17 protein-coding genes, 2 tRNA genes and 3 rRNA genes are annotated in these 25,212 nt (G+C 43.0%); 8 read left to right on the forward strand and 14 right to left on the reverse strand.

The window, feature by feature from the left end; all coding sequences use genetic code 11:
• Positions 1 to 64: 64 nt before the first annotated feature.
• Positions 65 to 1,150, forward strand: coding sequence for a zinc-binding metallopeptidase family protein (locus ACRAD_RS14125; RefSeq protein ID WP_005023883.1), 1,086 nt, complete (start codon positions 65 to 67; stop codon positions 1,148 to 1,150).
• 234 nt (positions 1,151 to 1,384) lie between these two features.
• Positions 1,385 to 1,930 (forward strand): type 1 glutamine amidotransferase domain-containing protein, encoded by a 546-nt coding sequence (locus ACRAD_RS14130; protein WP_005023879.1) that lies wholly within the window; start codon positions 1,385 to 1,387, stop codon positions 1,928 to 1,930.
• Between the two features lie 106 nt (positions 1,931 to 2,036).
• Here ACRAD_RS14130 and rrf read toward each other — a convergent pair.
• The 6 genes from rrf to ACRAD_RS14160 all read right to left on the reverse strand — a co-directional run bounded on the left by rrf (position 2,037) and on the right by ACRAD_RS14160 (position 8,406).
• Positions 2,037 to 2,151 (reverse strand): 5S ribosomal RNA (gene rrf, locus ACRAD_RS14135).
• 190 nt (positions 2,152 to 2,341) lie between these two features.
• Positions 2,342 to 5,231 (reverse strand): 23S ribosomal RNA (locus ACRAD_RS14140).
• Between the two features lie 363 nt (positions 5,232 to 5,594).
• Positions 5,595 to 5,670, reverse strand: a tRNA-Ala gene (locus ACRAD_RS14145).
• 55 nt (positions 5,671 to 5,725) lie between these two features.
• A tRNA-Ile gene (locus ACRAD_RS14150) sits at positions 5,726 to 5,802 on the reverse strand.
• A 61-nt stretch (positions 5,803 to 5,863) separates the two neighbouring features.
• A 16S ribosomal RNA gene (locus ACRAD_RS14155) occupies positions 5,864 to 7,400 on the reverse strand.
• The 16S, 23S and 5S rRNA genes sit together here with 2 tRNA genes alongside, the layout of an rRNA operon.
• 436 nt (positions 7,401 to 7,836) lie before the next feature.
• Entirely contained in the window at positions 7,837 to 8,406 is a 570-nt protein-coding gene (locus ACRAD_RS14160; protein ID WP_005023877.1) for a peptidylprolyl isomerase A, read from the reverse strand.
• 99 nt (positions 8,407 to 8,505) lie between these two features.
• Between ACRAD_RS14160 and ACRAD_RS14165 the strand changes: the two genes are divergently transcribed.
• Positions 8,506 to 9,171: an acetoacetate decarboxylase family protein gene (locus tag ACRAD_RS14165; protein WP_005017601.1), complete on the forward strand. Its 666-nt coding sequence runs from the start codon at positions 8,506 to 8,508 to the stop codon at positions 9,169 to 9,171.
• 75 nt (positions 9,172 to 9,246) lie between these two features.
• Here ACRAD_RS14165 and ACRAD_RS14170 read toward each other — a convergent pair whose 3' ends face one another.
• Positions 9,247 to 10,317: an alpha/beta hydrolase gene (locus ACRAD_RS14170; protein WP_005017599.1), complete on the reverse strand. Its 1,071-nt coding sequence runs from the start codon at positions 10,315 to 10,317 to the stop codon at positions 9,247 to 9,249.
• Between the two features lie 205 nt (positions 10,318 to 10,522).
• On the opposite strand from ACRAD_RS14170, the gene ACRAD_RS14175 reads away from it, so the two are divergent.
• Entirely contained in the window at positions 10,523 to 10,843 is a 321-nt protein-coding gene (locus ACRAD_RS14175) for a hypothetical protein (RefSeq protein WP_005017598.1), read from the forward strand.
• A 452-nt stretch (positions 10,844 to 11,295) separates the two neighbouring features.
• On the opposite strand, the gene ACRAD_RS14180 is transcribed toward ACRAD_RS14175, so the two are convergent.
• Complete coding sequence (locus ACRAD_RS14180) at positions 11,296 to 11,580, reverse strand: hypothetical protein (protein ID WP_005017595.1); 285 nt, start codon at positions 11,578 to 11,580, stop codon at positions 11,296 to 11,298.
• 612 nt (positions 11,581 to 12,192) lie between these two features.
• Here ACRAD_RS14180 and grpE point away from each other — a divergent pair.
• From grpE to ACRAD_RS14195, 3 genes are all read left to right on the forward strand, one after another.
• Positions 12,193 to 12,747, forward strand: a complete 555-nt coding sequence (gene grpE, locus ACRAD_RS14185; RefSeq protein WP_005023875.1) for a nucleotide exchange factor GrpE — start codon at positions 12,193 to 12,195, stop codon at positions 12,745 to 12,747.
• Positions 12,748 to 12,864: 117 nt separating this feature from the next.
• Positions 12,865 to 14,811 (forward strand): molecular chaperone DnaK, encoded by a 1,947-nt coding sequence (dnaK, locus tag ACRAD_RS14190; RefSeq protein ID WP_005023873.1) that lies wholly within the window; start codon positions 12,865 to 12,867, stop codon positions 14,809 to 14,811.
• A gap of 166 nt (positions 14,812 to 14,977) precedes the next feature.
• Positions 14,978 to 15,373 carry a hypothetical protein gene (locus tag ACRAD_RS14195; protein ID WP_005023870.1) on the forward strand — a complete coding sequence of 132 codons (396 nt, stop codon included), beginning with the start codon at positions 14,978 to 14,980 and terminating at the stop codon, positions 15,371 to 15,373.
• 64 nt (positions 15,374 to 15,437) lie between these two features.
• On the opposite strand, the gene ACRAD_RS14200 is transcribed toward ACRAD_RS14195, so the two are convergent.
• The 4 genes from ACRAD_RS14200 to ACRAD_RS14215 all read right to left on the reverse strand — a co-directional run bounded on the left by ACRAD_RS14200 (position 15,438) and on the right by ACRAD_RS14215 (position 19,582).
• The gene (locus ACRAD_RS14200; RefSeq protein WP_005023869.1) at positions 15,438 to 16,721 is read right to left on the reverse strand and encodes a lytic murein transglycosylase; all 1,284 of its coding nucleotides are present in this window, start codon (positions 16,719 to 16,721) and stop codon (positions 15,438 to 15,440) included.
• A 676-nt stretch (positions 16,722 to 17,397) separates the two neighbouring features.
• Entirely contained in the window at positions 17,398 to 18,519 is a 1,122-nt protein-coding gene (locus ACRAD_RS14205; protein ID WP_005023868.1) for a 5-(carboxyamino)imidazole ribonucleotide synthase, read from the reverse strand.
• A gap of 15 nt (positions 18,520 to 18,534) precedes the next feature.
• Positions 18,535 to 19,047, reverse strand: coding sequence for a 5-(carboxyamino)imidazole ribonucleotide mutase (purE, locus tag ACRAD_RS14210; RefSeq protein WP_005017582.1), 513 nt, complete (start codon positions 19,045 to 19,047; stop codon positions 18,535 to 18,537).
• A 184-nt stretch (positions 19,048 to 19,231) separates the two neighbouring features.
• Positions 19,232 to 19,582 carry a DMT family protein gene (locus tag ACRAD_RS14215; protein ID WP_016801137.1) on the reverse strand — a complete coding sequence of 117 codons (351 nt, stop codon included), beginning with the start codon at positions 19,580 to 19,582 and terminating at the stop codon, positions 19,232 to 19,234.
• Positions 19,583 to 19,854: 272 nt separating this feature from the next.
• Between ACRAD_RS14215 and mpl the strand changes: the two genes are divergently transcribed.
• On the forward strand, positions 19,855 to 21,219 hold the full coding sequence (gene mpl, locus ACRAD_RS14220; protein ID WP_005023865.1) for a UDP-N-acetylmuramate:L-alanyl-gamma-D-glutamyl-meso-diaminopimelate ligase: 1,365 nt from the start codon (positions 19,855 to 19,857) through the stop codon (positions 21,217 to 21,219).
• A 39-nt stretch (positions 21,220 to 21,258) separates the two neighbouring features.
• On the opposite strand, the gene ACRAD_RS14225 is transcribed toward mpl, so the two are convergent.
• The gene (locus tag ACRAD_RS14225) at positions 21,259 to 22,917 is read right to left on the reverse strand and encodes an AMP-binding protein (RefSeq protein WP_005023863.1); all 1,659 of its coding nucleotides are present in this window, start codon (positions 22,915 to 22,917) and stop codon (positions 21,259 to 21,261) included.
• 177 nt (positions 22,918 to 23,094) lie between these two features.
• Entirely contained in the window at positions 23,095 to 24,897 is a 1,803-nt protein-coding gene (locus tag ACRAD_RS14230) for an acyl-CoA dehydrogenase C-terminal domain-containing protein (protein WP_005023860.1), read from the reverse strand.
• Between the last annotated feature and the right edge of the window lie 315 nt (positions 24,898 to 25,212).

A 25,212-nucleotide genomic window follows, 5' to 3' on the forward strand; every position in this document is an offset into this window, starting at 1 on the left:
TCCAGACGGCCAGCCAATAAAACTTCATTACTGGTTGTCATCACCTATGCATACTGAGTAAGCAATGAAAATCTTCTATTGCCAACAATGCCAGAACCAAGTTTTCTTTAATAATATCTACTGCGAAAAGTGCCAAGCCGCTCTAGGCTATATTGTCGAAAAGAAAATAATGGGTACTTTCAAGCCAGTTAATGACCAGCTTTGGCAACATGTGGATCCCAAGGACTCCAAGCCGGACTATAAACCCTGTTATAACTACGTTCACCACCAGGTCTGCAACTGGATGATTCCGGTAGATGACCCGAATATGTATTGTCCTTCGTGTCAGTTAACCCATAAGATTCCGGATCTATCCATTCCCGAAAATAAACAGTATTGGGGAGCATTAGAACAGGCCAAACGCAGATTTTTATATCTAACCCAGCAGATGAATATCTTGCCGCGTCCGAAAACAGATGATCATGACCGTTATGGCCTGCGTTTCAATTTCCTGATGCCCCTTCCGCATGAGTCTGTGATGACTGGCCATGCTGATGGTGTGATTACCTTAAATGCTTCAGAAGCGGATGTAGTGCATCGTGAACGGACACGGCTTAACATGGGTGAAAATTATCGCACCCTGCTCGGCCACTTCCGTCACGAAAGCGGCCATTATTATTTTGATCTGCTGACCCATACTTATCCGGAATGGCTGGAAGAATTTCGCCAGCTGTTTGGTGATGAAAGACAGGACTACGCAAAGGCCTTAGAGCATCATTATGAACAGGGTGCACCAGAGAACTGGAGTGAAAGCTATATTAGCCAGTATGCCTCTGCACATCCTTGGGAAGATTGGGCGGAAACCTGGGCGCATTACCTACATATGATGGATACGCTCGATACCGCATATCATGCAGGTCTAAGGTTAGAGCCTAACCGTCCATCTGACCCTGCCATGAAGTTTAAAGAATCTCCTATTGGCTCACAGGACTTTGAACAGACCCTGATTAACTGGTTTGCTTTGAGCTATAGCTTAAATGCACTTAATCGCAGTATGGGGCTTGAAGACGCTTATCCGTTTACCTTATCCGATACAGTACTGGATAAACTCCGTTTCATACATAATGGATTACTCAAAGTAGCATTACAGCCAGAAGTACGGGAAGCCTGAATCACTGAAATTGACAATGATTATTACTTAAATTAGACAGTTTAATGCTGAATAAAACACAGTATTTAAAAAGCCCTGCTTTTAGTAGGGCTTTTTAAATGAGTCGTAAAAATGAATGTAAATAAATTTGAAACTGTATCTGTTTTATACAAAGCTGCTTAAGAACTGCTATAGGGGGTTCTATAAAACTCGACTAATCTAAAGAAATATAAAACCAGTAAGGAGTTCAGAAACATGGCAAAAAAAGCATTAATTATTACTTCAAATGCCGGTGTAGAACATGACGAGCTGATTAAACCGCTTGAATTTTTGAAGAGTAAAGGCATTGAAGCAATTCATGCTGCCGAAAAAAATGAAGAAGTACAGACCATGAAAGGTGATAAAGAACCTGGACCAGCCTACACACCTGATAGTACTTTTGAAAAGGTCGATCCGATCGATTATGACATTCTGATTGTACCAGGCGGTACGGTAAATGCTGACACCCTGCGCATTAATGAACAGGTGCAACAACTCATTCAGCATTTTACAGATAACGGTAAACCCATTGCCATGATCTGTCATGCACCTTGGACATTAATTAATGCCGGGCGAATTGAAGGTAAAACCGTTACTGGTTATCAAAGCCTGGAACTGGACCTGAAAAATGCAGGTGGATTATGGAAAGATGAAGCGGTGGCCTATTGCAAGGCCCACGGGTGGATTTTAATTACTTCACGTAATCCAGGAGACCTGCCTGAATTTAATGAAGCAATTTTAAAAGAACTAGAAGCCGCTTAAACCGGGCTATCAGCCATTGCCAGCATCGCGATGGCTAATTCCCCTTCTATTTCAAAATCAAAGCATAAAAAAGCCCCCTCGATGAGGGGGCTTTTTTAGAATAATGAGCTGGCGATGACTTACTCTCACATGGGTAACCCCACACTACCATCAGCGCTAAGAGGTTTCACTTCTGAGTTCGGGAAGGGATCAGGTGGTTCACTCTTGCTATGGTCGCCAGCACAACTGTTGATGGACTTGTTCGGGTCTGATTTAACTGCGGTGCAGTATGTGCCGTACTTTGGTCCAAATGAGTTATTAACAGCGGGCAGATCTGGGTCTGAATTGTATGTTCCAGCATTAGGCTGAATCAAGGGATATTGCATATTTATGAATCGATTGATGCTTTGTATACAACTGTTTGGGTGTTGTATAGTCAAGCCTCACGAGCAATTAGTATTGGTCAGCTTCACATATCACTATGCTTCCACATCCAACCTATCAACGTCCTGGTCTTGAACGGCTCTTTAGGTGACATAAAGTCACGGGGAAATCTTATCTTGAGGTAGGCTTCCCGCTTAGATGCTTTCAGCGGTTATCCCTTCCGAACATAGCTACCCGGCGATGCGACTGGCGTCACAACCGGTACACCAGAGGTTCGTCCACTCTGGTCCTCTCGTACTAGGAGCAGATCCTCTCAAATTTCCAGCGCCCACGGTAGATAGGGACCGAACTGTCTCACGACGTTCTAAACCCAGCTCGCGTACCTCTTTAAATGGCGAACAGCCATACCCTTGGGACCTGCTTCAGCCCCAGGATGAGATGAGCCGACATCGAGGTGCCAAACACCGCCGTCGATATGAACTCTTGGGCGGTATCAGCCTGTTATCCCCAGAGTACCTTTTATCCGTTGAGCGATGGCCCTTCCATACAGAACCACCGGATCACTAAGACCTACTTTCGTACCTGCTCGACTTGTGGGTCTCGCAGTTAAGCGCGCTTTTGCCTTTATACTCTACGCGTGATTTCCGACCACGCTGAGCGCACCTTCGTACTCCTCCGTTACTCTTTAGGAGGAGACCGCCCCAGTCAAACTACCCACCAGACACGGTCCTCGACCCAGATTATGGGTCAGAGTTAGAACCTCAACATTACCAGGGTGGTATTTCAAGGATGGCTCCATAGGAACTGGCGTCCCTACTTCAAAGCCTCCCACCTATCCTACACAAGTAAGGTCAAAGTTCAGTGTCAAGCTGCAGTAAAGGTTCACGGGGTCTTTCCGTCTAGCCGCGGGTACACTGCATCTTCACAGCGATTTCGATTTCACTGAGCCTCTGCTGGAGACAGCGCCGCCATCATTATGCCATTCGTGCAGGTCGGAACTTACCCGACAAGGAATTTCGCTACCTTAGGACCGTTATAGTTACGGCCGCCGTTTACTGGGGCTTCGATCAAGAGCTTCGCTTACGCTAACCCCATCAATTAACCTTCCAGCACCGGGCAGGCATCACACCCTATACGTCCACTTTCGTGTTTGCAGAGTGCTATGTTTTTAATAAACAGTTGCAGCGGCCTGGTTTCTGCGGCTGCCGACAGCTCAAGGAGCAAGTCCTATCACCATCAGCAGCGTACCTTCTCCCGAAGTTACGGTACCATTTTGCCTAGTTCCTTCAGCAGAGTTCTCTCAAGCGCCTTGGTCTACTCGACCTGACCACCTGTGTCGGTTTCGGGTACGATTCCTGTGTAACTGAAGCTTAGAGACTTTTCTTGGAAGTATGGTATCGGCCACTTCGCCAGTAAACTGGCTTGCTATCGACTCTCAGCATAGAGCACCCCGGATTTGCCTAAGATGCATGCCTACTGTCTTCCACCTGGACAACCAACGCCAGGCTGACCTAACCTTCTCCGTCCTCTCATCGCATTACACAGAAGTATTGGAATATTAACCAATTTCCCATCGACTACGCCTTTCGGCCTCGCCTTAGGGGTCGACTCACCCAGCCCCGATTAACGTTGGACTGGAACCCTTGGTCTTTCGGCGAACGGGTTTTTCACCCGTTTTGTCGTTACTCACGTCAGCATTCGCACTTCTGATACCTCCAGCAGACTTCTCAATCCACCTTCATCGGCTTACAGAACGCTCCCCTACCACGCACATAAATGTGCATCCGCAGCTTCGGCACATAGTTTTAGCCCCGTTACATCTTCCGCGCAGGCCGACTCGACTAGTGAGCTATTACGCTTTCTTTAAAGGGTGGCTGCTTCTAAGCCAACCTCCTAGCTGTCTATGCCTTCCCACATCGTTTCCCACTTAACTATGATTTTGGGGCCTTAGCTGGCGGTCTGGATTGTTTTCCTCTTGACTACGGACGTTAGCACCCGCAGTCTGTCTCCCGGATAGTACTCATTGGTATTCGGAGTTTGCATCGGTTTGGTAAGTCGGGATGACCCCCTAGCCGAAACAGTGCTCTACCCCCAATGGTATTCGTCCGAGGCGCTACCTAAATAGCTTTCGGGGAGAACCAGCTATCACCGAGTTTGATTAGCCTTTCACCCCTATCCACAAGTCATCCCCCGGCTTTTCAACGACGGTGGGTTCGGTCCTCCAGTTAGTGTTACCCAACCTTCAACCTGCTCATGGATAGATCACCCGGTTTCGGGTCTATACCCAGCGACTAGACGCCCTATTAAGACTCGATTTCTCTACGGCTCCCCTATTCGGTTAACCTCGCCACTGAATATAAGTCGCTGACCCATTATACAAAAGGTACGCAGTCACACCACGAAGGTGCTCCCACTGCTTGTATGCATGCGGTTTCAGGATCTATTTCACTCCCCTCACAGGGGTTCTTTTCGCCTTTCCCTCACGGTACTGGTTCACTATCGGTCAGTCAGGAGTATTTAGCCTTGGAGGATGGTCCCCCCATATTCAGACAAGGTTTCACGTGCCTCGCCCTACTCGTCATCATTATGTGTGCCCTTTCGTGTACGGGACTATCACCCTCTACGGTTGCACTTCCCAGAGCATTCCGCTAAAACACACATAACTTAATGGGCTGATCCCCGTTCGCTCGCCGCTACTGAGGGAATCTCAATTGATTTCTTTTCCTGAGGGTACTGAGATGTTTCACTTCCCCTCGTTCGCCTTGCATGACTATGTATTCATCATGCAATACCTACCTTATGGTAAGTGGGTTTCCCCATTCAGACATCTCCGGATCACAGGATATTTGCCGCCTCCCCGAAGCTTTTCGCAGGCTATCACGTCTTTCATCGCCTCTGACTGCCAAGGCATCCACCACATGCACTTAATTACTTGACTATACAACCCCAAACAGTCGACGTTACCTACAAGGAGCAACTTCAACATTACAGTTTAGAGCACTGTGCATTTAAGCACTGTACAGCTTCAATCTAAATTCATATACCAAAACGCTTGATTCAGTTAATTTGCTAGTTCTCAGTTCAATCTACGTTAGTCAACAGGTTGCCCTGTAACGTCTATTGAATGAGTTGAACAATTTATTTCAGACTCAAATTTGCCAATCTGTTAATGATTCACTGCATCCTCGTCGGATTGCAGTCAACTGTGATAAATCACAGAAGTTAATAAACCAGGATTCTTGAACCTTCCATTTACTAAATTCTGTAATCTCTAGCTTCGAATCAAATCATGTTTGATTCGTGGTGGAGACTAGGAGAGTCGAACTCCTGACCTCCTGCGTGCAAAGCAGGCGCTCTACCAACTAAGCTAAGTCCCCAGCTTATCAATAAGTCAACATATCTGTTTTTCTGCATTACTGCTTTCGTCAGTAGTGGTGGGTCTGACAAGACTTGAACTTGTGACCCCACGCTTATCAAGCGTGTGCTCTAACCAACTGAGCTACAGACCCTCAGATACATCGTCATGAAGAACAACTTGTTGTGGATTCTTACCAATCGTCAATCTTTCGTTAAGGAGGTGATCCAGCCGCAGGTTCCCCTACGGCTACCTTGTTACGACTTCACCCCAGTCATCGGCCACACCGTGGTAAGCGTCCTCCTTGCGGTTAGACTACCTACTTCTGGTGCAACAAACTCCCATGGTGTGACGGGCGGTGTGTACAAGGCCCGGGAACGTATTCACCGCGGCATTCTGATCCGCGATTACTAGCGATTCCGACTTCATGGAGTCGAGTTGCAGACTCCAATCCGGACTACGATCGGCTTTTTGAGATTAGCATCACATCGCTGTGTAGCAACCCTTTGTACCGACCATTGTAGCACGTGTGTAGCCCTGGCCGTAAGGGCCATGATGACTTGACGTCGTCCCCGCCTTCCTCCAGTTTGTCACTGGCAGTATCCTTAAAGTTCCCACCCGAAGTGCTGGCAAATAAGGAAAAGGGTTGCGCTCGTTGCGGGACTTAACCCAACATCTCACGACACGAGCTGACGACAGCCATGCAGCACCTGTATCAGAGTTCCCGAAGGCACCAATCCATCTCTGGAAAGTTCTCTGTATGTCAAGGCCAGGTAAGGTTCTTCGCGTTGCATCGAATTAAACCACATGCTCCACCGCTTGTGCGGGCCCCCGTCAATTCATTTGAGTTTTAGTCTTGCGACCGTACTCCCCAGGCGGTCTACTTATCGCGTTAGCTGCGCCACTAAAGCCTCAAGGGCCCCAACGGCTAGTAGACATCGTTTACGGCATGGACTACCAGGGTATCTAATCCTGTTTGCTCCCCATGCTTTCGTACCTCAGCGTCAGTATTAGGCCAGATGGCTGCCTTCGCCATCGGTATTCCTCCAGATCTCTACGCATTTCACCGCTACACCTGGAATTCTACCATCCTCTCCCATACTCTAGCCAACCAGTATCGAATGCAATTCCCAAGTTAAGCTCGGGGATTTCACATTTGACTTAATTGGCCGCCTACGCACGCTTTACGCCCAGTAAATCCGATTAACGCTCGCACCCTCTGTATTACCGCGGCTGCTGGCACAGAGTTAGCCGGTGCTTATTCTGCGAGTAACGTCCACTATCCTAAAGTATTAATCTAGGTAGCCTCCTCCTCGCTTAAAGTGCTTTACAACCAAAAGGCCTTCTTCACACACGCGGCATGGCTGGATCAGGGTTCCCCCCATTGTCCAATATTCCCCACTGCTGCCTCCCGTAGGAGTCTGGGCCGTGTCTCAGTCCCAGTGTGGCGGATCATCCTCTCAGACCCGCTACAGATCGTCGCCTTGGTAGGCCTTTACCCTACCAACTAGCTAATCCGACTTAGGCTCATCTATTAGCGCAAGGCCCAAAGGTCCCCTGCTTTCTCCCGTAGGACGTATGCGGTATTAGCGCTCCTTTCGGAACGTTGTCCCCCACTAATAGGCAGATTCCTAAGCATTACTCACCCGTCCGCCGCTGAATCCAGTAGCAAGCTACCTTCATCCGCTCGACTTGCATGTGTTAAGCCTGCCGCCAGCGTTCAATCTGAGCCATGATCAAACTCTTCAGTTAAAATCATTTGTACCTTATTTATAGACAAGGTACCAATTCTGGCTCATTAATCTTCTGACTAAAAATTTACTCAAATAAACTTCGAGAAATTTCTACCATTCAATCAATGAAAATTATTTCGATCGATCAACCAGTAAAAATCCACACAAGTTGTTCTTCATACTCTCTTAATGATCTTTCTGCTCTTCGTCAGAGACAGAATTAACGCAAATAAGAACCACTACCTTCACCCTTTAGTGAAGATCTTTGTCTTAATCGCGTCGGGATGAGCTCATTATAGGGCAAAAATGAGCTATGGCAAGCACTTTTAAGCTGCTGTTTTTACAAGTGTTCTAAAAATATACATTTTATTTAACTTTTTATTAGTATAGCTACCCTATAACTTATTAATTTTAAAATAGAAATATAAGTTAAATATTCCCACTTAAATGAGTATTTATTTATCAGTTTTGTTTACTTTTGTTTTTATCTCTAAAATTTTAACTGGTTGAACTGGAACATTTTGGTATGGGCCATTGTTACCTGTCGGTACAGCACCGATTTTATCGACTATTTCCATTCCTTGAGTAACCCGGCCAAATACTGCGTATCCGTCATTCATTATATTTCTATTTAAAAAGTCATTATTAGCAATATTTATAAAAAATTGACTGGTAGCTGAGTTTGGATCATTGGTACGTGCCATTGCTAAAGTACCCCGGGTATTTTTTAAACCATTACCTGCTTCATTACGTATAGGGGCATTTGTAGGTTTCTGTTTCATATGTGCATCAAACCCTCCACCCTGAATCATGAAGCCAGGAATGACCCGATGGAAAATGGTACCATTGTAGAAATTACTCTTTACATAGCTTTCAAAATTTTTAACTGACACAGGCGCTTTATCGTTAAATAATTCTATTTCGATATTACCCAAAGATGTTTTTATTTGCATGGCACTGTTGGCAGCCCATACCGAGATACTCAAAAAACCTGCGCTCATACCCACGATTATCTGTTTTAACATTTATTTACCCACACTATTTTCTAGAGCTTTTAGATTTAGCTATATTAAGCTTTCATAATTTATTAATCAGCAGAAAAGTAATTATTTTGAGTATGTGTTATGACAAGAATAAATCATACTGATCCGCATAACTTACAGTTACCGCCTTGGAACTTGCAAGGAGAAGGCTTTATTTTAAATTACTGGCTTACTCCGCAGTTTCTGAAAAAATTTCGCCATTTTGGTTTGTCCTACTCTTCTACAGGGCGCTTCGTCCAAGTCATATTGGTACGCTATCAGGATACTCCTATACAACCTTATGATGAATTATTGATTCTTGATCATCCTTTAATGACACAACGTATACTTTCTACTATTCCAAAAATTTATGTCTCAACTACAGAGTCTGTAATACACGGCCGTAAGTTATGGGGCATTCCTAAAGAACTGGCACGTTTTGAATGGCGACGACAGCAGAATCAACTCTTTTGCCATATTGCATCTTCTGAACATGAAATGTCTCTGCATATTGGTTTTTCACCTTACTTTAAAAGTGTACCAGTCAACTCTAAATATCTACCTAAACAGTTGATGCAGATTGATCAGTTTGATGGACAACGGCATTACCGTTTCCGTCCTGAATTTAAAGGTTCCTTAAATGTAATATATCAGGCACACTGGAAAAATACTGGCTGCCTGTTTCCGGACTTTTCCCAGGCAATTTTTCTAAAAGGTCTATACGTACCTGCGTTTGACTTAATATTTCCTAAAGCTCAGATCACTTGATATTTTTTGTTTCACGTGGAACCTAAAATACTTCATCTAAATGAGCTTTAGAAATATAAGAAACCTTGATAGCAGTTATGCTGCTTTATTCCAGAATTTACGGAAATCCTTGGCAATTTGAATTGTATATTTTTTGGCTTTTCCAGATACCAAAGTCAGATTAACAAAACCATGAGCCTGGTCTTCAAATTCCTGATAGCGGACCTTTACGCCCTGCTGACGCAGCTTATGGCTATAAATCTTTCCTTCATCGTGTAGAACATCATGCCCGGCAGTTAAAATAAAAGTTGGCGGCAGATGTTTTAACTCACCATAAGTAGGCGAAATCATCGGGTCATCCAATTCGATATGATGACGAATAGCATAAAACTCTGTAACGCGGTCCACGTCATCTTTGGTCAGTACTAATCCTTCATTATAGTTATAAAAAGAAGGGTGACGGCTCTTGAAGTCTACTACCGGGTAAATTAATAACTGCGCAGAAGGTTTATAAGCCTTATTCACTGTACGCTGTGCAACTACTGCACTGATATTGGCACCGGCACTGTCCCCTGCGACTGCAATACGGTTTTTATAAATCTTAAGCTGCTTACGGTTCTGATAGGCCCATGCGAGCGCATCCTCACAGCACTGAATTATCTGTTTTGGACCAACCTCAGGTGCAAGTGGATAATCTATACTGATCACCTGAGTATTGGCATATTTGGCAATCAGACGACAAACTTCATCATGTGTATTCAAGCTACCAATCACAAACCCTCCTCCATGATAAAACATGATTAAAGGTAATTTTTTCTGTGGATCAGGATGATAATGCCGGGCTGTAATCGTGCCACTTTGTAAAGGTAGCCGGATGTCCTCTACATGTTTGATAGGAGTTTTCTTTGCGGTTAGCTCTGCAATCTGTTTTTCAAAGCCTTCTCGATCTTTTAAGGGCTGATCTGTAATTAAACCAAACTTACCCTGCTTATGCTGTATGGCCATTAAACATTTGACCAGAGGGTCGAGCTGCGGATAGATATAGCTATAGCCCAATGCCTTGGCAATTGATTCTTTGGCAAGATCAGGCAATTTATCGAGTGCACGTGCTGCGGGACCTTGAGTTTTTTTTAATAATTGTTGTATTGCCAAGTTAGAAACTGCCATGCCATTTTCTCCTTATTTATTTCTTCATACTTTCTACATGATTAACTGTCATTTGACTATACTGGTATATAAAACAACTAGTGTGTATACAAATCCAACAAGCTGAATACGCTATTCTTATTTCTATAAACTGTCATTGACATTAAGCAATGGTTTTCAGGATGTTTTTTGCCACTGGACGGCAAGAGTAGAAAGGAACAGCAGCATGTTAAATAAATTATTAGGACTTTCGCTTGCAACAGCAGTATTAGCAAGTGGTTGTGCGGTTTATCCGGATGACTATCAATATGATGGCCGTTATGATCAGGACCGGCGTTATGATCGTGATCATCGGTATGACCGAGATCAACGCTATGACCAGCAGCGTTATGATCAGCGTGAATGGGAACGTAAGCGTATGGAGCAGCGTAAAAAGCTGTATGAACAGCGTAGAGAAAATAGTAAAGAATGGAAGAAAGATCACAAGGAATGGGAAAAGCGTCAGCGTGAACGCGAGCGTGAATATCGGAAATGGGATAGAGACTAAATCTCTTTTTCTTACCTCCTCTAGACTAAGCCTGGTTTTAACCGGGCTTTCTTTTATCTTTTACTCTAGCTATAACCTATGCATAGTTTGACATAGCAGTTATTCTTTAAAATAAACTCAAAATTATAGAGCAGACTAAAACTTTAACTGTCTTTTCTATTTATATCATGCCAGATATTTCTACCAAACAAGTCAGCCGTCAGCTTAACAACAATATCTCTATGGTTAACTTAAAATATTAAGCTAAACACCTGGATTACTTTCTTATCTATAATTCTAAATCAACAGTTCATCTTTCTTATTGAGTTTTTATATTTTTATTAATAACGACTGTTTAGACAAAAATAGATAACAGATCTCAGGTCTATTATCTATTTCCAATTGTTTCCTCAACAATTAAACAATCAAGAGATGGCTTCTCTTCATTGTATCCTTTCCTGGAGGATTAGTTCTTACTGTGCTGTAGCATCAGTCATAGCTGCTGGCTGCTCAGCAGGAGCTGCCTGTGCTGCTTCGATTTGTTGAGCTGCAGGATCAGCTTGAGCCGCAACTTCACCTTGTGCGCTAATATCTGTAGACGCTTGAGCACTTACTAATGAAGTGTCAGTCTCAGACTGTACAGCAGACTGGCTTTGTGCAGTTTCAGGATGAGTCATACCATCATTGGTCGCACAGCCTACAGCTGCAAAAGAAACACCTGCCAGCACCAGTGAAATTAAACCTAATTTTTTCATCATTTCCTTCCTTAAAAAAACATCAAATACACAAAGCCTAGACACTGCTTTGCGAAAATCATAATGAACAAAAGCTTTTCATTGTCCTGCATACAATTGGTTGGTGTTTTGAATAAGACAGGTACAGCTTCTGAAATCTTTTATTAAACTGTTACAGAGTAAAATGAATAAGCACATCTTTAGGATTAGCAAATGAGAATTATTTAAATTATTCAGTTTATAAAGATTTTAATTTACATAAAGGATGGAATTTTCATTTTTAATAATAATTCAGCTATACAACTCTTATACACCGTTATAAAAGCTTTACATTGTAATTTAAGAAGATGATTTAAAAATTATACCCATTTTAAGAAAAAATACCTCTATAGCGTCCTGTTATAGGGGGTTTAGCGATTTTATTTTCTGATAATTTTTAGAAAAATGACCTTTTATATATAGAAGAAATAAAAAACCTTATATTTATATGGGTTTCTGCTTGATTTTTTTCATCTAGCCCCGACTTCAACAGTATTAATGAATGAGCAATCATGGCAGTTCAGAAGTAACGCAGTTAGTACTGAGGCCAAATAAGGACTGTACATGTTTAAAAACCCATTTAAACGGAGATCAGCAATGGCGAATGAGCAAAATGAGCAGGCTCAAAACCCTCAAGAAGAGCAATTAGAAGCACATGACCAACAGACTCAGGCTGAAAGCGGTTCAGGGCATTTAGAAACAGATGCTGAAGATTTAAAAGCACAAATTATCAAGCTTGAAGAAAGCCTGAAACTTGAAAAAGCTCGTACGGCGAATGCGATTTATGAGAGTGAAAAAGTAAAAGAGCGTCTTGAGCGTGAAGCTGAGACTGCGAAAAAATTTGCTCTAGAGAAATTTGCGAAAAACCTGCTTGAGACAGTAGATAACCTTGAACGTGCGCTGCAAGCCACTGGTGAAGAACAAACTCCTTTATCGGAAGGTGTAGAACTCACATTAAAAGGGTTACTGACTACGCTTGAAAAAGCGGGCGTGGTAGTTGTAGACACGGCAAATGGTTTTAATGCCGATCTGCATCAGGCGGTGGGTATTGATCCAAATGCCAAGTCTGGTGAAATAGGTACAGTTTTGCAAAAAGGCTATACCCTATCCGGTCGTCTGTTACGGCCTGCAATGGTCATGGTAGGGCAATAAGCCTTCTAAATGCGGGAGTTTTTAAAAATTTTTAGCTAATTTACTTGAAAATTTTTGAAAGACTCTCATATCGGATAACAAACATAAGATTGTAAAAATTACTGAGGAATATGTCAGATGGCTAAAATTATTGGTATTGACTTGGGTACAACCAACTCATGTGTTGCTGTACTTGAAGGCGATAAAGTTAAAGTAATCGAAAATGCGGAAGGCGCACGCACTACCCCATCCATTATTGCCTATAAAGATGGCGAAATTCTGGTTGGTCAAAGCGCGAAACGCCAAGCAGTAACCAACCCGAAAAATACATTATTCGCAATCAAGCGTTTGATCGGTCGTCGTTATGAAGATCAAGCGGTACAGAAAGACATCGGTCTTGTACCTTATAAAATCATCAAAGCAGACAATGGTGATGCTTGGGTTGAAGTTAACGATAAAAAATTGGCACCTCAACAGATCTCTGCTGAAATCTTGAAAAAGATGAAGAAAACTGCAGAAGACTATTTAGGTGAAACCGTAACTGAAGCGGTTATTACTGTGCCTGCTTATTTTAACGATGCACAGCGTCAGGCAACTAAAGATGCGGGTAAAATCGCTGGTCTAGACGTTAAACGTATCATTAACGAACCTACTGCTGCTGCACTTGCGTTCGGTATGGATAAAAAAGAAGGCGACCGTAAAGTTGCAGTTTATGACTTAGGTGGTGGTACTTTTGACGTATCAATCATTGAAATCGCAGACCTTGATGGCGACCAGCAAATCGAAGTGTTATCAACCAATGGTGATACTTTCCTTGGTGGTGAAGACTTTGATAACGCGTTAATTGAATTTCTGGTTGAAGAATTCAAGAAAGAACAAAGTGTGAACTTGAAAAATGATCCACTTGCGTTACAACGTTTGAAAGAAGCTGCTGAAAAAGCAAAAATCGAGCTTTCTTCATCAAATGCAACTGAAATCAATCTTCCATATATCACCGCTGATGCAACTGGTCCTAAACACTTAGTGATCAATGTAACACGTGCGAAACTTGAAGGTTTGGTTGCTGATTTAGTGGCGCGTACCATTGAGCCTTGCCGTATTGCGCTTAAAGATGCTGGGCTTTCAACTTCTGACATCTCTGACGTCATTTTGGTTGGTGGTCAATCTCGTATGCCGCTTGTACAACAAAAAGTACAAGAATTCTTTGGTAAAGAGCCACGTAAAGACGTAAACCCGGATGAAGCAGTTGCAATTGGTGCTGCGATTCAAGGTGCTGTATTGTCTGGTGACAAGAACGACGTACTATTGTTAGATGTAACCCCGTTAACACTGGGTATTGAAACTATGGGCGGCGTGTTGACTCCAATTATCGAGAAAAACACGACGATTCCTGCGAAGAAATCACAAGTGTTCTCTACAGCGGCAGATAACCAGCCTGCAGTAGATATTTCGGTTTACCAAGGTGAACGAAAAATGGCTCAACAAAATAAATTGTTGGGTAACTTCCAGTTAGGCGATATCCCACCTGCTCCACGTGGCGTACCGCAAATTGAAGTGTCATTTGACATTAACGCTGACGGTATCCTGAAAGTTTCTGCAAAAGACAAGAGTACTGGTAAAGAGCAATCGATCCAGATTAAAGCAAACTCAGGTTTGTCTGATGCTGAAATTGAAGCAATGATTAAAGATGCGGAAGCGAATGCGGAAGAAGATCGCAAGTTTGAAGAACTGGCGAAAGCACGTAATGAAGCGGATGCACTGATCTCTTCTGCACAAAAAGCAGTAAAAGATCTGGGCGAGCAAGTAACTGCTGATGAGAAAACTGCCGTTGAAACAGCAGTTTCTGAACTTGAAGCTGCAACTAAAGAAAATGATGTTGACGCTATTAAGGCAAAAACTGAAGCATTACAAAACATCATTATGCCAATCACCCAGCGTGCTTATGAAGCCGCTCAAGGTGCTCAGGGTGGTGCGCAAGGCTTTGATCCGAATGCTTTCCAGGGTGGTGATGCTGGTCAGCAACAAAAAGCTGATGACGGTGTCGTTGATGCTGAATTTACTGAAGTTAAAGATGATAAAAAATAATTTTTCACTTTAACTTTCAAAAAAACCGCGCTCAGGCGCGGTTTTTTCTTGTTTATAGTTTTAGGGTTTTCCGGTAAAAAGCCTTGCAATATTATGTATGGATATTACCCTGTCTAGTTACAGATCATTTTCATGATATGGTTAAGACAGCTAGAGGGGAACAAAGATGGATATTCAGGTGAGTTACTATCATATTCTGATTGAAGCAAATGATCATATCAGCACTATTGAGCAATCGCGTGATATTGAGTTATTTAATATTACAGACTTAAAGCCCTATCTTTATTCAGTACTGCTCCCCTACTTAAATGATTGTGCGATTGAACTTGAAGATGAAAATATTGAATTTAATGATATTTTACATTTCTCTATCAAGCAGACCTTGTTACCTATTGAACAGCTCATTGAAGAAGAACAAAAACTTTTGCCAAGTGATACTGAAATTACCATCACTGCATCTGAAATTTTAAATGACCATGAAGTTTGCCAAGATGTTACCGCCGTTATTATGGACTTGCTAGAGGCGATGATTACACCAGACGAAGATGATGAAATAATTTAAATTATTTTCCGACTTTTATATTCATGAAAAGCAGCGAAATATTTCGCTGCTTTAATTTTAGATTTTACTGCATAATATATTCAGCACGCAGAGCACGCAGAATTTGCTGCCCCGCCCGTCCGGTTGGATTTAATCCTAAACGTTGCTGTTCCTGACGAATGGCCTGCCGGGTTTTATCACCGATCAGTCCATCTACTGCCCCGATGTCATAACCCTTTCTTAATAAAAACTGTTGAATTTCACGCCGCTCCGCACGTGATGTTCCGGCATCATCGGTTGGCCAAGCCGTCAAAAAAGGTCCCTGTCCTTGTAAACGGTCAGACAAATGGGCAATCGCCAACCCATAACTTTCTGCCGCGTTATAACTATAAATTGCATCAAAATTTTTAAATACTAGAAAAGCCGGTCCATTTTCACCTGCCGGCATCATCAAACCTGCTGGTGTAGAACCTGAAAGGTTTCCCTGAACCAGTGCAGTACCATCAGTACGAGTTAATCCGCGATTTACCCAGCTGTTTAAAGCTTTTTTATTACGCCGCCCTTCTCCCTGTGCAGAAAAACCTGAAGGAAGTTTGACTTCAAATCCCCAAGGCATACCGGTTTGCCAGCCGCGTTTTTTTAGAAAGTTTGCTGTAGAAGCCAAGGCATCTATAGTACTTGAGACTAAATCACGCCGGCCATCTCCATCGAAATCGACCGCCAGTTCCTCATAGGTCGAAGGCATAAATTGGGTATGGCCAAAAGCGCCTGCCCATGAACCTTTTAATTGCTCTTCACGTAAATCTCCACGTTGTAAAATTCGCATGGCTGCAAAAAACTCGCCACGAAAATAACTTTGGCGCCGGCCTTCACAGCTTAATGTTCCAAGCGCTTGTAACAAGGGATAACTTCCTGAAATATCACCGAAGTTGCTCTCTACCCCCCATACTGCCACTACTGTTTCGGCTGGTACACCATAAGCTGCCTCAACACGCTTGAGTACCTCTGCATGCTGTGCCAGTTTTGTTCGGCCTGCCTGTACTCGCTCTTCATCCACCAGACCCGACAGATAATCCCAGATTGGTGTAGAAAACTCTGGCTGATAATTTAGCTTGTCGATTACTGAATAATCAGGTGTTAAAGATTGGGTATAACGGTCATAAGTACTTCCGTTTACTCCAGCAGATATAGCCTGTGAACGCAAGTTGCCCAGACATGCCTGAAAATTATTTTGTGGACTATAGGCATTTGAAATAGCAGATGTTGCTGTTACCGAAGTAGAACTCGATTGACCATTAATAATTAATTCAGCATTAACCTGAGACACGCTCAAAAAAGCGGTAGAAAAAATTAGAGCAAAGTGGCGCATAAGATCCTTATCACTTTGAATTTAAATTATTGTTTTTACCATAGCATTCTGAAGTCAAAATGGAAGTTTTGAAACGTAAATTTAAAGTCAAAATTTCCTGTTTTAAATTCATTTTAAATTTAAAAATTTTATCCACAACCCTTCAGCATTTAAATTTATAAAGATAGTTTTAAATTCAAATTAAAAATCCATCTTAAATTAATTTGAATTCAAATAATCTCTTTTAAATTTATAGATAATTATCAATACGAATGCACTGGCTAAAGAATGGTTACGCTCAACAAGATGAATTTTGAATTTATTTTTTTAGTTTTAAATTCAAAATTTATTTTCTAATTTTAAATTTAAAGTTTGTCCACAAGCCAACCGGCATGAAACTTTGAATTCAAACTTAAAATAGAAAATTTAAATTCAATAAAATGAATTCATAAATCTAAATTTAAATATTATTTCCCAATTTCATAAACTCTATATGTGAAGCTACTTTTTTCAGTTGAATATTGAGTTGATAAATTCAGTAACTATTGAAGAATCTGACGCGATTCAGATATTAAATAAAACTTAAAAAATTAAAGATATTCATAGCTAATAAAAAAGAGGCGCAATCATGCCGTAATGACAGCTATAAAAAAAGCGGTCACTAAAATGACCGCTTTTTTTAGCAACAGTTTAAGGTTTAAATGTTCATATCTTGAGTCAAGGCTAATGGCTCTGGCAATATTTTCGCCAGCTGACGGCATAGCTCTGTCAGCTCTGCATGATTAACTGGCATTAAGGTAATATGACCGAGTTTACGCCCCGGCCGTTCTTCCTTGTTATACATATGCAGATGCGCACCATTTAAAGCCAGTACCTGTGCGGCATCAGGATATCGCCCAATAATATTGACCATCACCGTAGGGCGAAGCACTTCTGTAGAACCGAGCGGTAGGCCTGCAACAGCACGTATATGGTTTTCAAACTGTGAACAGACTGCACCTTCAATTGACCAATGCCCCGAGTTATGTACCCTTGGCGCCATTTCATTGGCATACAGACCGGCTTCTGTCACAAATAACTCAAGTGTCAGTACACCTACATAGTTCAGATGATTCAGCAGCCGGGTAATATAATCCTGAGCAACCGGCTGTAACTGCTCACTATTCGGTGCAGGTATAATCGAATGTGACAAAATACCATGATGATGATGATTTTCAGCTAATGGCCAGCTCTTAACTTCACCATTCTGTCCACGTACCGCAATAATTGAAACTTCACGGGAAAATTTTACAAAGCTTTCTGCAATTAAAGATTTGGCCGGACCCAGTTCAGCCCAAGCCTGTTCAATCTGCTCTTGCTCGCGCAGTACAAATTGCCCTTTACCATCATAACCTCCAGTTGCCGTTTTCAGTACAATCGGTAGACCCAACTCGGTTACAGCCTGCTGTAGGCTCGACAAAGAATCTACTGCACGATACGGCGCTACTGGTATATCCAGCTGGTCAAACAGTGCCTTCTCTAGCAGACGGTTCTGAGCAGTAGCCAATGCTTGACGTGGTGGATAAAGCTGTTTGCTCTGCAAGAGAGTATCAACATCCGCGAGAGGCGTATTTTCAAATTCGAGGGAAAATACATCTGCACTTTCAATAAATTTTTCCAGACCCTGCACGTCATGCTCAGAAAAGACCTGACCCAATATTGCTGAAGGGCAGTTATGGTTGGCTTCAAAAAACGTACATTGAATGTTGAGTGGTAAGGCAGCTTGGGCCATCATGCGGCCGAGCTGGCCGCCACCAAAAATACCGATAGTCTTATTCATGATATCGATCCTGTCTTAACCCTGACCTGGAATATTATTACCCGCAACTTTTGCAGTTTGCGCTTCACGGAAGCCTGCTACATTTTTTGCAATTTCGGGACGGGTCAAACCCAGAATCTGGGCGGCCATAATAGCGGCATTGGCAGCACCTGCAGGGCCAATGGCCAAGGTACCGACTGCAATACCTGCCGGCATTTGTACAATAGACAACAGGGAATCTACACCATTTAGAATTGAGGACTTAACCGGAACACCCAGTACAGGTAGATCGGTTTTGGCTGCACACATTCCAGGTAAATGTGCAGCTCCACCAGCTCCTGCAATAATGACCTGAATCCCACGATCGCGAGCTGTTTCAGCGTATTCAAACAGACGGTCTGGAGTACGGTGTGCAGAGACGACTTCAGCTTCAAAAGGGACACCAAGCTGCTTGAGCATATTGGCAGTATGTTCGAGGGTAGCCCAATCCGATTGGGAGCCCATGATAATTCCGACTAGGGGTTGAGCGTCAGTTGCGACCGCATTCATTGCTAATGTTCCAGAGACTAGGTAAAAAGAGATCTCGACCAGAGCCAAGCTTTAAATGAATAAGTAGCCCTCTATTATAGACTGATTTTTGCGCTCACGACCATTTAACCTTATAGCTGCTGGCTGTTTTTTATGATTTTTCAGGAAGCAGCCGAGAAACTTTATTAAAATAGTTAAAAAATTCTTACTGGCTGCGAAAGATAAAATAAACACAGCCTAACAGACATAAACCTGCCCATAAATAGTCCAACTTAAACGGCTGCTTAAACAGAAAAATCATGAAAGGAACAAATACCAGTAAGGTGACTACTTCTTGGGTAATCTTCATTTGGCCCAAGCTCCATCCATACTGGGATAAAAGACGTGTTGCCGGAATCATAAAACTGTATTCAAGCAGTGCAATCAGCCAGCCAAATAAAATAGCCTGCCATAACGGTACACCATGTAAAAATTTTAAATGCCCATACCAGGCCAGAGTCATAAAGCAGTTCGAAATAATCAATAACAGCAGGGGCAGGTACAGGTTTGGATTCATGGGTATTTATACAAGACGGTACAGGAGAGTAAAGACTTTAATCTATTTGAAAAATTCGACAAATATTTTAACCAGATTTTTTATCGTAATAATTTAATAGCGGGGCAACAGTAATCAGATCTGATAAAAAATCCCTGAAAGCCTTATAACGACTATAAGAACAACTATCTTTTCATGAATAGCCTTGCTATCGTTGCTGACAATTTTAATCGATCACGACAACAACACGATAAGATCAAGTGATGTGTCAAAAGTAGTAGAGAGGGTGAGTTATGCATCTGCATATTTTAGGTATTTGCGGCACATTTATGGGATCACTGGCACTTCTGGCACGTGATCTTGGGCATACTGTGACCGGTTCAGACCAGAGTGTCTACCCGCCAATGTCTACCCAGCTTGAGAATGCGGGCATTACCTTAATGCAGGGCTATAATCGCAGCCATTTACAGCCACATCCCGATCTGGTCATTGTGGGCAACGCCATGAAGCGTGGAATTGATGCTGTTGAATATATGCTAGATGCCGGTCTGCCTTATATTTCGGGACCACAGTTTCTGGCTGATCATGTATTGCAGGGTAAACATGTACTCGGTGTCGCGGGTACTCATGGTAAAACCACCACCACCACCATGCTGGCTTGGGTACTGGATCAGGCCGGTTTAAATCCCGGTTTTCTAATTGGCGGTGTGCCCCTTGGATTTAGCCAGAGCGCACGGCTGGGCGGGGGCAAGTACTTTGTAGTCGAGGCAGATGAATATGATTCGGCTTTCTTCGATAAACGCTCCAAGTTCGTTCATTATCATCCTAAAACAGCAATCCTGAATAACCTCGAATTTGACCATGCCGATATTTTTGATGATCTGGCTGCCATTCAAAAACAGTTTCATCATCTGGTGCGCACCATTCCAAGCACTGGCCGGATTATTGCGCCTATTACTGAAACCCATATTGATGAAGTACTGAAAATGGGCTGCTGGACACCTGTTATACGTACCGGTTTGGATACCGATACCCAAGCCGAACTCTATGCAGAACTAATTCAAGCAGATGGCAGCCATTTTAAGGTGCTGGAGCAGGGTAAGGTTATTGCTGAAGTTCAATGGTCCATGACAGGCCAGCATAGTGTTGCCAATGCTTTGGCTACCATTGCTGCTGCACAGCATGTGGGTGTCAGTATTGTTCAGGCGTGTGAAGCACTGTCCAGTTTTGGGGGTGTCAAACGCCGTATGGAGCTGCTGGGTACGCTCAGGGGTATCGAAGTTTATGATGACTTTGCACATCATCCCACTGCAATTGAAACGACACTGGATGGTGCTCGTAAACGTCTGGGTGAACGGCGCCTTTGGGCGGTTATTGAACCGCGTTCAAATACTATGCGTATGGGTAGCCATAAAGACGGACTGGCCCACTCGGCCCGCCTGGCAGATGAGGTAATCTGGTATCAGCCAGAAGGCCTGGACTGGGATCTGCAACCTGTAGTCGAGGCTGCTCCAAATAAGTCACAGGTGAGCCGTTCTCTGGATGAAATTATCCAGCGTATAGTTCAGGAAGCAGGTGAGGGTGATGCTGTGGTGATTATGTCGAATGGCGGGTTTGGCGGACTGCATCAGAAACTGTTGGCAGCATTACAAAGCTAAACTGAAAGAGCGGGTTAACACCCGCTTTTTTATGACTCTCTACTGTAGTGATGCATCCTGCCTGAGTGCCTTACGCAGAATTTTGCCCACCGTTGATTTAGGCAGTTCATGCAGAAATTCGATATAGCGTGGCTGTTTGTAGCCGGTTAAATTTTCTCGGGCATAAGACTGGATTTCCTCTGCTGTTAAAGACTGTTCTTTTTTGACAATAAAAGCTTTTGGTACTTCCCCAGATTTTTCATCTGCTACCCCAATCACTGCAACTTCCAGCACTTTGGGATGCTGTGATAATACAGCCTCGATTTCATTGGGAAAGACATTAAAACCTGAAACCAGAATCATATCTTTTTTACGGTCAATAATTCGTACATAGCCTTTTGCATCCATGACGCCAATATCGCCACTGCGGAAAAACCCGTCTACTGTCATAACTTTTGCTGTTTCTTCAGGTAGATTCCAGTAACCTTTCATTACTTGCGGTCCCCGTATAGCGATCTCGCCTTTTTCACCTTGTACCACTTCTTGGCCTCTATCATCCAGAATTTTGATTTCTGTTGCCGGGAGTGGAATGCCAATTGAACCACTGAATGTAGTGGATGCTGGAGGGTTAAATGTAGCCACTGGTGATGTTTCAGACAGACCATAGCCTTCACGGATCATGCAGCCGGTAATTCTCTGCCAGGCATCCGCAGTAGATTTGAGTACAGTCATGCCGCCGCCTGTAGTGATGCGCAGCTGGCTATGGTCGAGTGTTTTAAACTCCTGATGATTAATAAGCGCATTGAACAGGGTATTTACTGCTGGAAAAACTGCAGGCTGATATGTTTTAAAACAATGCACCAGATCAGACAGATCGCGCGGATTGGCTACCAGCACCGTGGCATAGCCTTTATTTAATGTACTGTGCAATAAACACACGGTAAAGGCAAAAATATGATACAGCGGAAGGGCACAGATCGTGACTTCATCTGCATAGGCATCCCGGTCACCGAAATAACTGCAAAATACTGCATTATTTTGCAGCAGATTGGCAATAATATTACGATGTGTCAGCTCTGCACCTTTAGAAACTCCAGTCGTTCCACCTGTATATTGCAGTACTACAGTATCCTCTTGATCAAGCTTGGGACGAAGATAGGTCTCCGGTAAAGTTTCAGAGAGAATATCTTTTAAACTGAATATTTGTGCTTCCTGCTGGCTTTCAGGTTTTTCAGCAGGATCAACCAGCAAATCTGGCGCAGCTGTAATCACCACATACTGTATAGCAAGCTGATCTTTGACCTGCTGGTAGACAGGCATAAACTGGTCGAGCAGTACCAGTACAGAGGCACCTGCGTCATGAAGCTGATGCTGTAATTCACGTGCGGTATAAAGTGGATTGATATTGACCAGTATATAACCGGCCCGGATGACAGCCAGTGACACAATCGGATACTGAATGATATTCGGCATCATCACTGCTATGCGGCTACCTTGAGGTAGTTGAAGATGTTGTAAAAAGCTGGCAAATTTACGGCTATATTGCTCAATCTCGTCGAAAGAGAATTTTTTATCTTTAAAAATAAATGCAGTACGCGAGCTAAATTTCTGAAAACTATGTTCCCAGAAATCCAGTAAAGTCACATGTCGTGCAGGTAGTTGAATAGTTGGGGCAATATTCCATTGTTTGTATTCATTTGACCAGACATTCTCTGTCATTGCTCTATCCTTTATTGTGCGCTTTAGATCAAAGCAGTTTTCTATTCAGAATTATTATTTTTCAATCAGGCTATTCTCATGGAGCTAGTTACTGCTCATTGCGAGCAGCTTCAAAATGATCTTTATATTTGAATTTTAAAAACAGGTGTGAATTACACACCTGTCGAGTCAAAGTCATTAATCAAACTTGAACTGTTCCGGATTAAGTTCAAATAGGGTATCCATTCCAGAACGGATCATTGCCGCATGGGTTAAGGTACGGTTTAGAATGCGGCTATAATAAAACTGCGCCGTAGCTACCTTGGCCGGATAGTAAGGATCTGTATCGCCCTGAGCAATTTTATCTTCCGCTACAATCGCCATTTTTGCCCACAAATAGGCAAATACGGTGTATCCGGAGAAATAAAGATAATCGACTGCTGCGGCACCAATTTCTTCTGGTCTCTGCTGCATTTTATCCACCACGTCTCTGGTCAGTTCTAACCATTCCTTGACTAGCTGCTCAAGCTGCTGCACCTGAGCAGAGAACTTATCGTGCTGCTGATGCTGCGCAGTAAACTCCTGAATTTCATCGGTCAGGGCTTTGAGCAAGTTACCTTTAGAACCAATTACCTTACGTGCCAGCAGGTCAATTGCCTGAATTTCGGTTGTTCCTTCATAAAGACAGGCGATCCGTGCATCACGAGCAATTTGTTCCATTCCATGTTCAGCGATATAACCATGTCCGCCAAAAATCTGCATCCCATGCTTGGCCGACTCTACCCCCGTTTCGGTCATGAATGCTTTGGCGATTGGGGTTAAAAGGGCAAGTTTGTTTTCTGCCTGTTTCTTTTCATCTTCATCATTTGAAAACTCGGCCATATCGACATAAGTAGATAAGTAATAGGCAAGGGCACGCGAGCCTTCTGCAAAGACTTTTTGAGTTAATAGCATTTGGCGTACTGCCGGGTGCACAATTATCGGGTCAGCCGGCAGTTCTGGGTGCTGGGGTCCAGCCAGAGAGCGCATTGCCAGGCGTTCTCTGGCATATGCCAGTGCGCCCTGATAAGAAGCTTCAGAAGCAGCCAGTCCCTGAATTGCAGTGCCGATCCGTGCCGAATTCATAAAGGTAAACATGCAGTTTAGGCCCCGGTTTTCCGGCCCAATCAGAAAGCCTTTAGCCTGATCAAAATTCAGTACACAAGTCGCATTTCCATGAATACCCATTTTATGTTCAAGTGCACTACACACCACGCCATTACGTTCGGCAATATTCCCGTCCGAATCCAAATTAAACTTAGGTACGATAAACAGGGAGATTCCTTTGGTACCCGCAGGAGCATCTGGTAAACGTGCCAGTACAATATGAATAATATTTTCAGCCAGGTCATGTTCCCCAGCAGAAATAAAGATTTTTTCACCACTGATAGCATAACTGCCATCCGCATTGGGCACTGCTTTGGTCCGGATCAGACCCAGATCAGAACCCGCATGGGATTCGGTCAGGCACATAGTACCTGTCCATTCCCCCGAAATCAGCCGGGTAAGGTAGTGCTGCTTCTGCTGTTCGGAACCATGATGTTCAATAGTGCGCATGGCTCCATGTGAGAGTCCAGGGTACATGCCCCAAGCCCAGTTGGTTGAAGTAATGATTTCTGAAATTGCAATACGGAATAGGGTAGGGAAGCCCTGCCCGCCATACTGCTCATCGCCAGTGAGTGAAGTAAAACCCAGCTCGACATATTTTTTATAGGCATCTTTAAAACCGTCTGGCGTGGTTACTACACCATTTTCCAGCTTGCAGCCCTGCTGGTCACCAATACCGTTAAGTGGTAAAAGTTCGTTCTGGCAAAAATCTGCTGCAGCTTCCAAGTACTGCTCTAATATCTCTGCACTAAAGTTATCTTGGGCAGCCGGATATTGTTGATAGCTCTGTTCAAAGTTTAAAAAATCATTGAGAACAAATTTCATGTCGCGTAGCGGTGCAATATAATTCGGCATCGGCCATATCCTTATCGGGTTTGTAGTCTGAATTTCTATCTGTACGGCTCAAGCTATTTGTAAATAATATTTCGCACTGTGAAATTCAGTTATGTTTTATTCCATCATAATTTAAGAAATCTTGAAAATCCAGTGAAGCATAAGAATAGCTATTACAAAAAATTTCATATCAAGAAATTAAATTTTAGCTAAAATTTTTAAATATACTCAGAAAAGCAGTCATCTTATTTTTACTAATCAAGTGGCTTAGGATTTACTTTAAATAAGCTGCACTTCTTATTGGTTCTATTGGATGAGACAGGCTGTGCCATTAGC

The sequence above is a fragment of the Acinetobacter radioresistens DSM 6976 = NBRC 102413 = CIP 103788 genome (assembly GCF_006757745.1).
Lineage (GTDB): Bacteria > Pseudomonadota > Gammaproteobacteria > Pseudomonadales > Moraxellaceae > Acinetobacter > Acinetobacter radioresistens.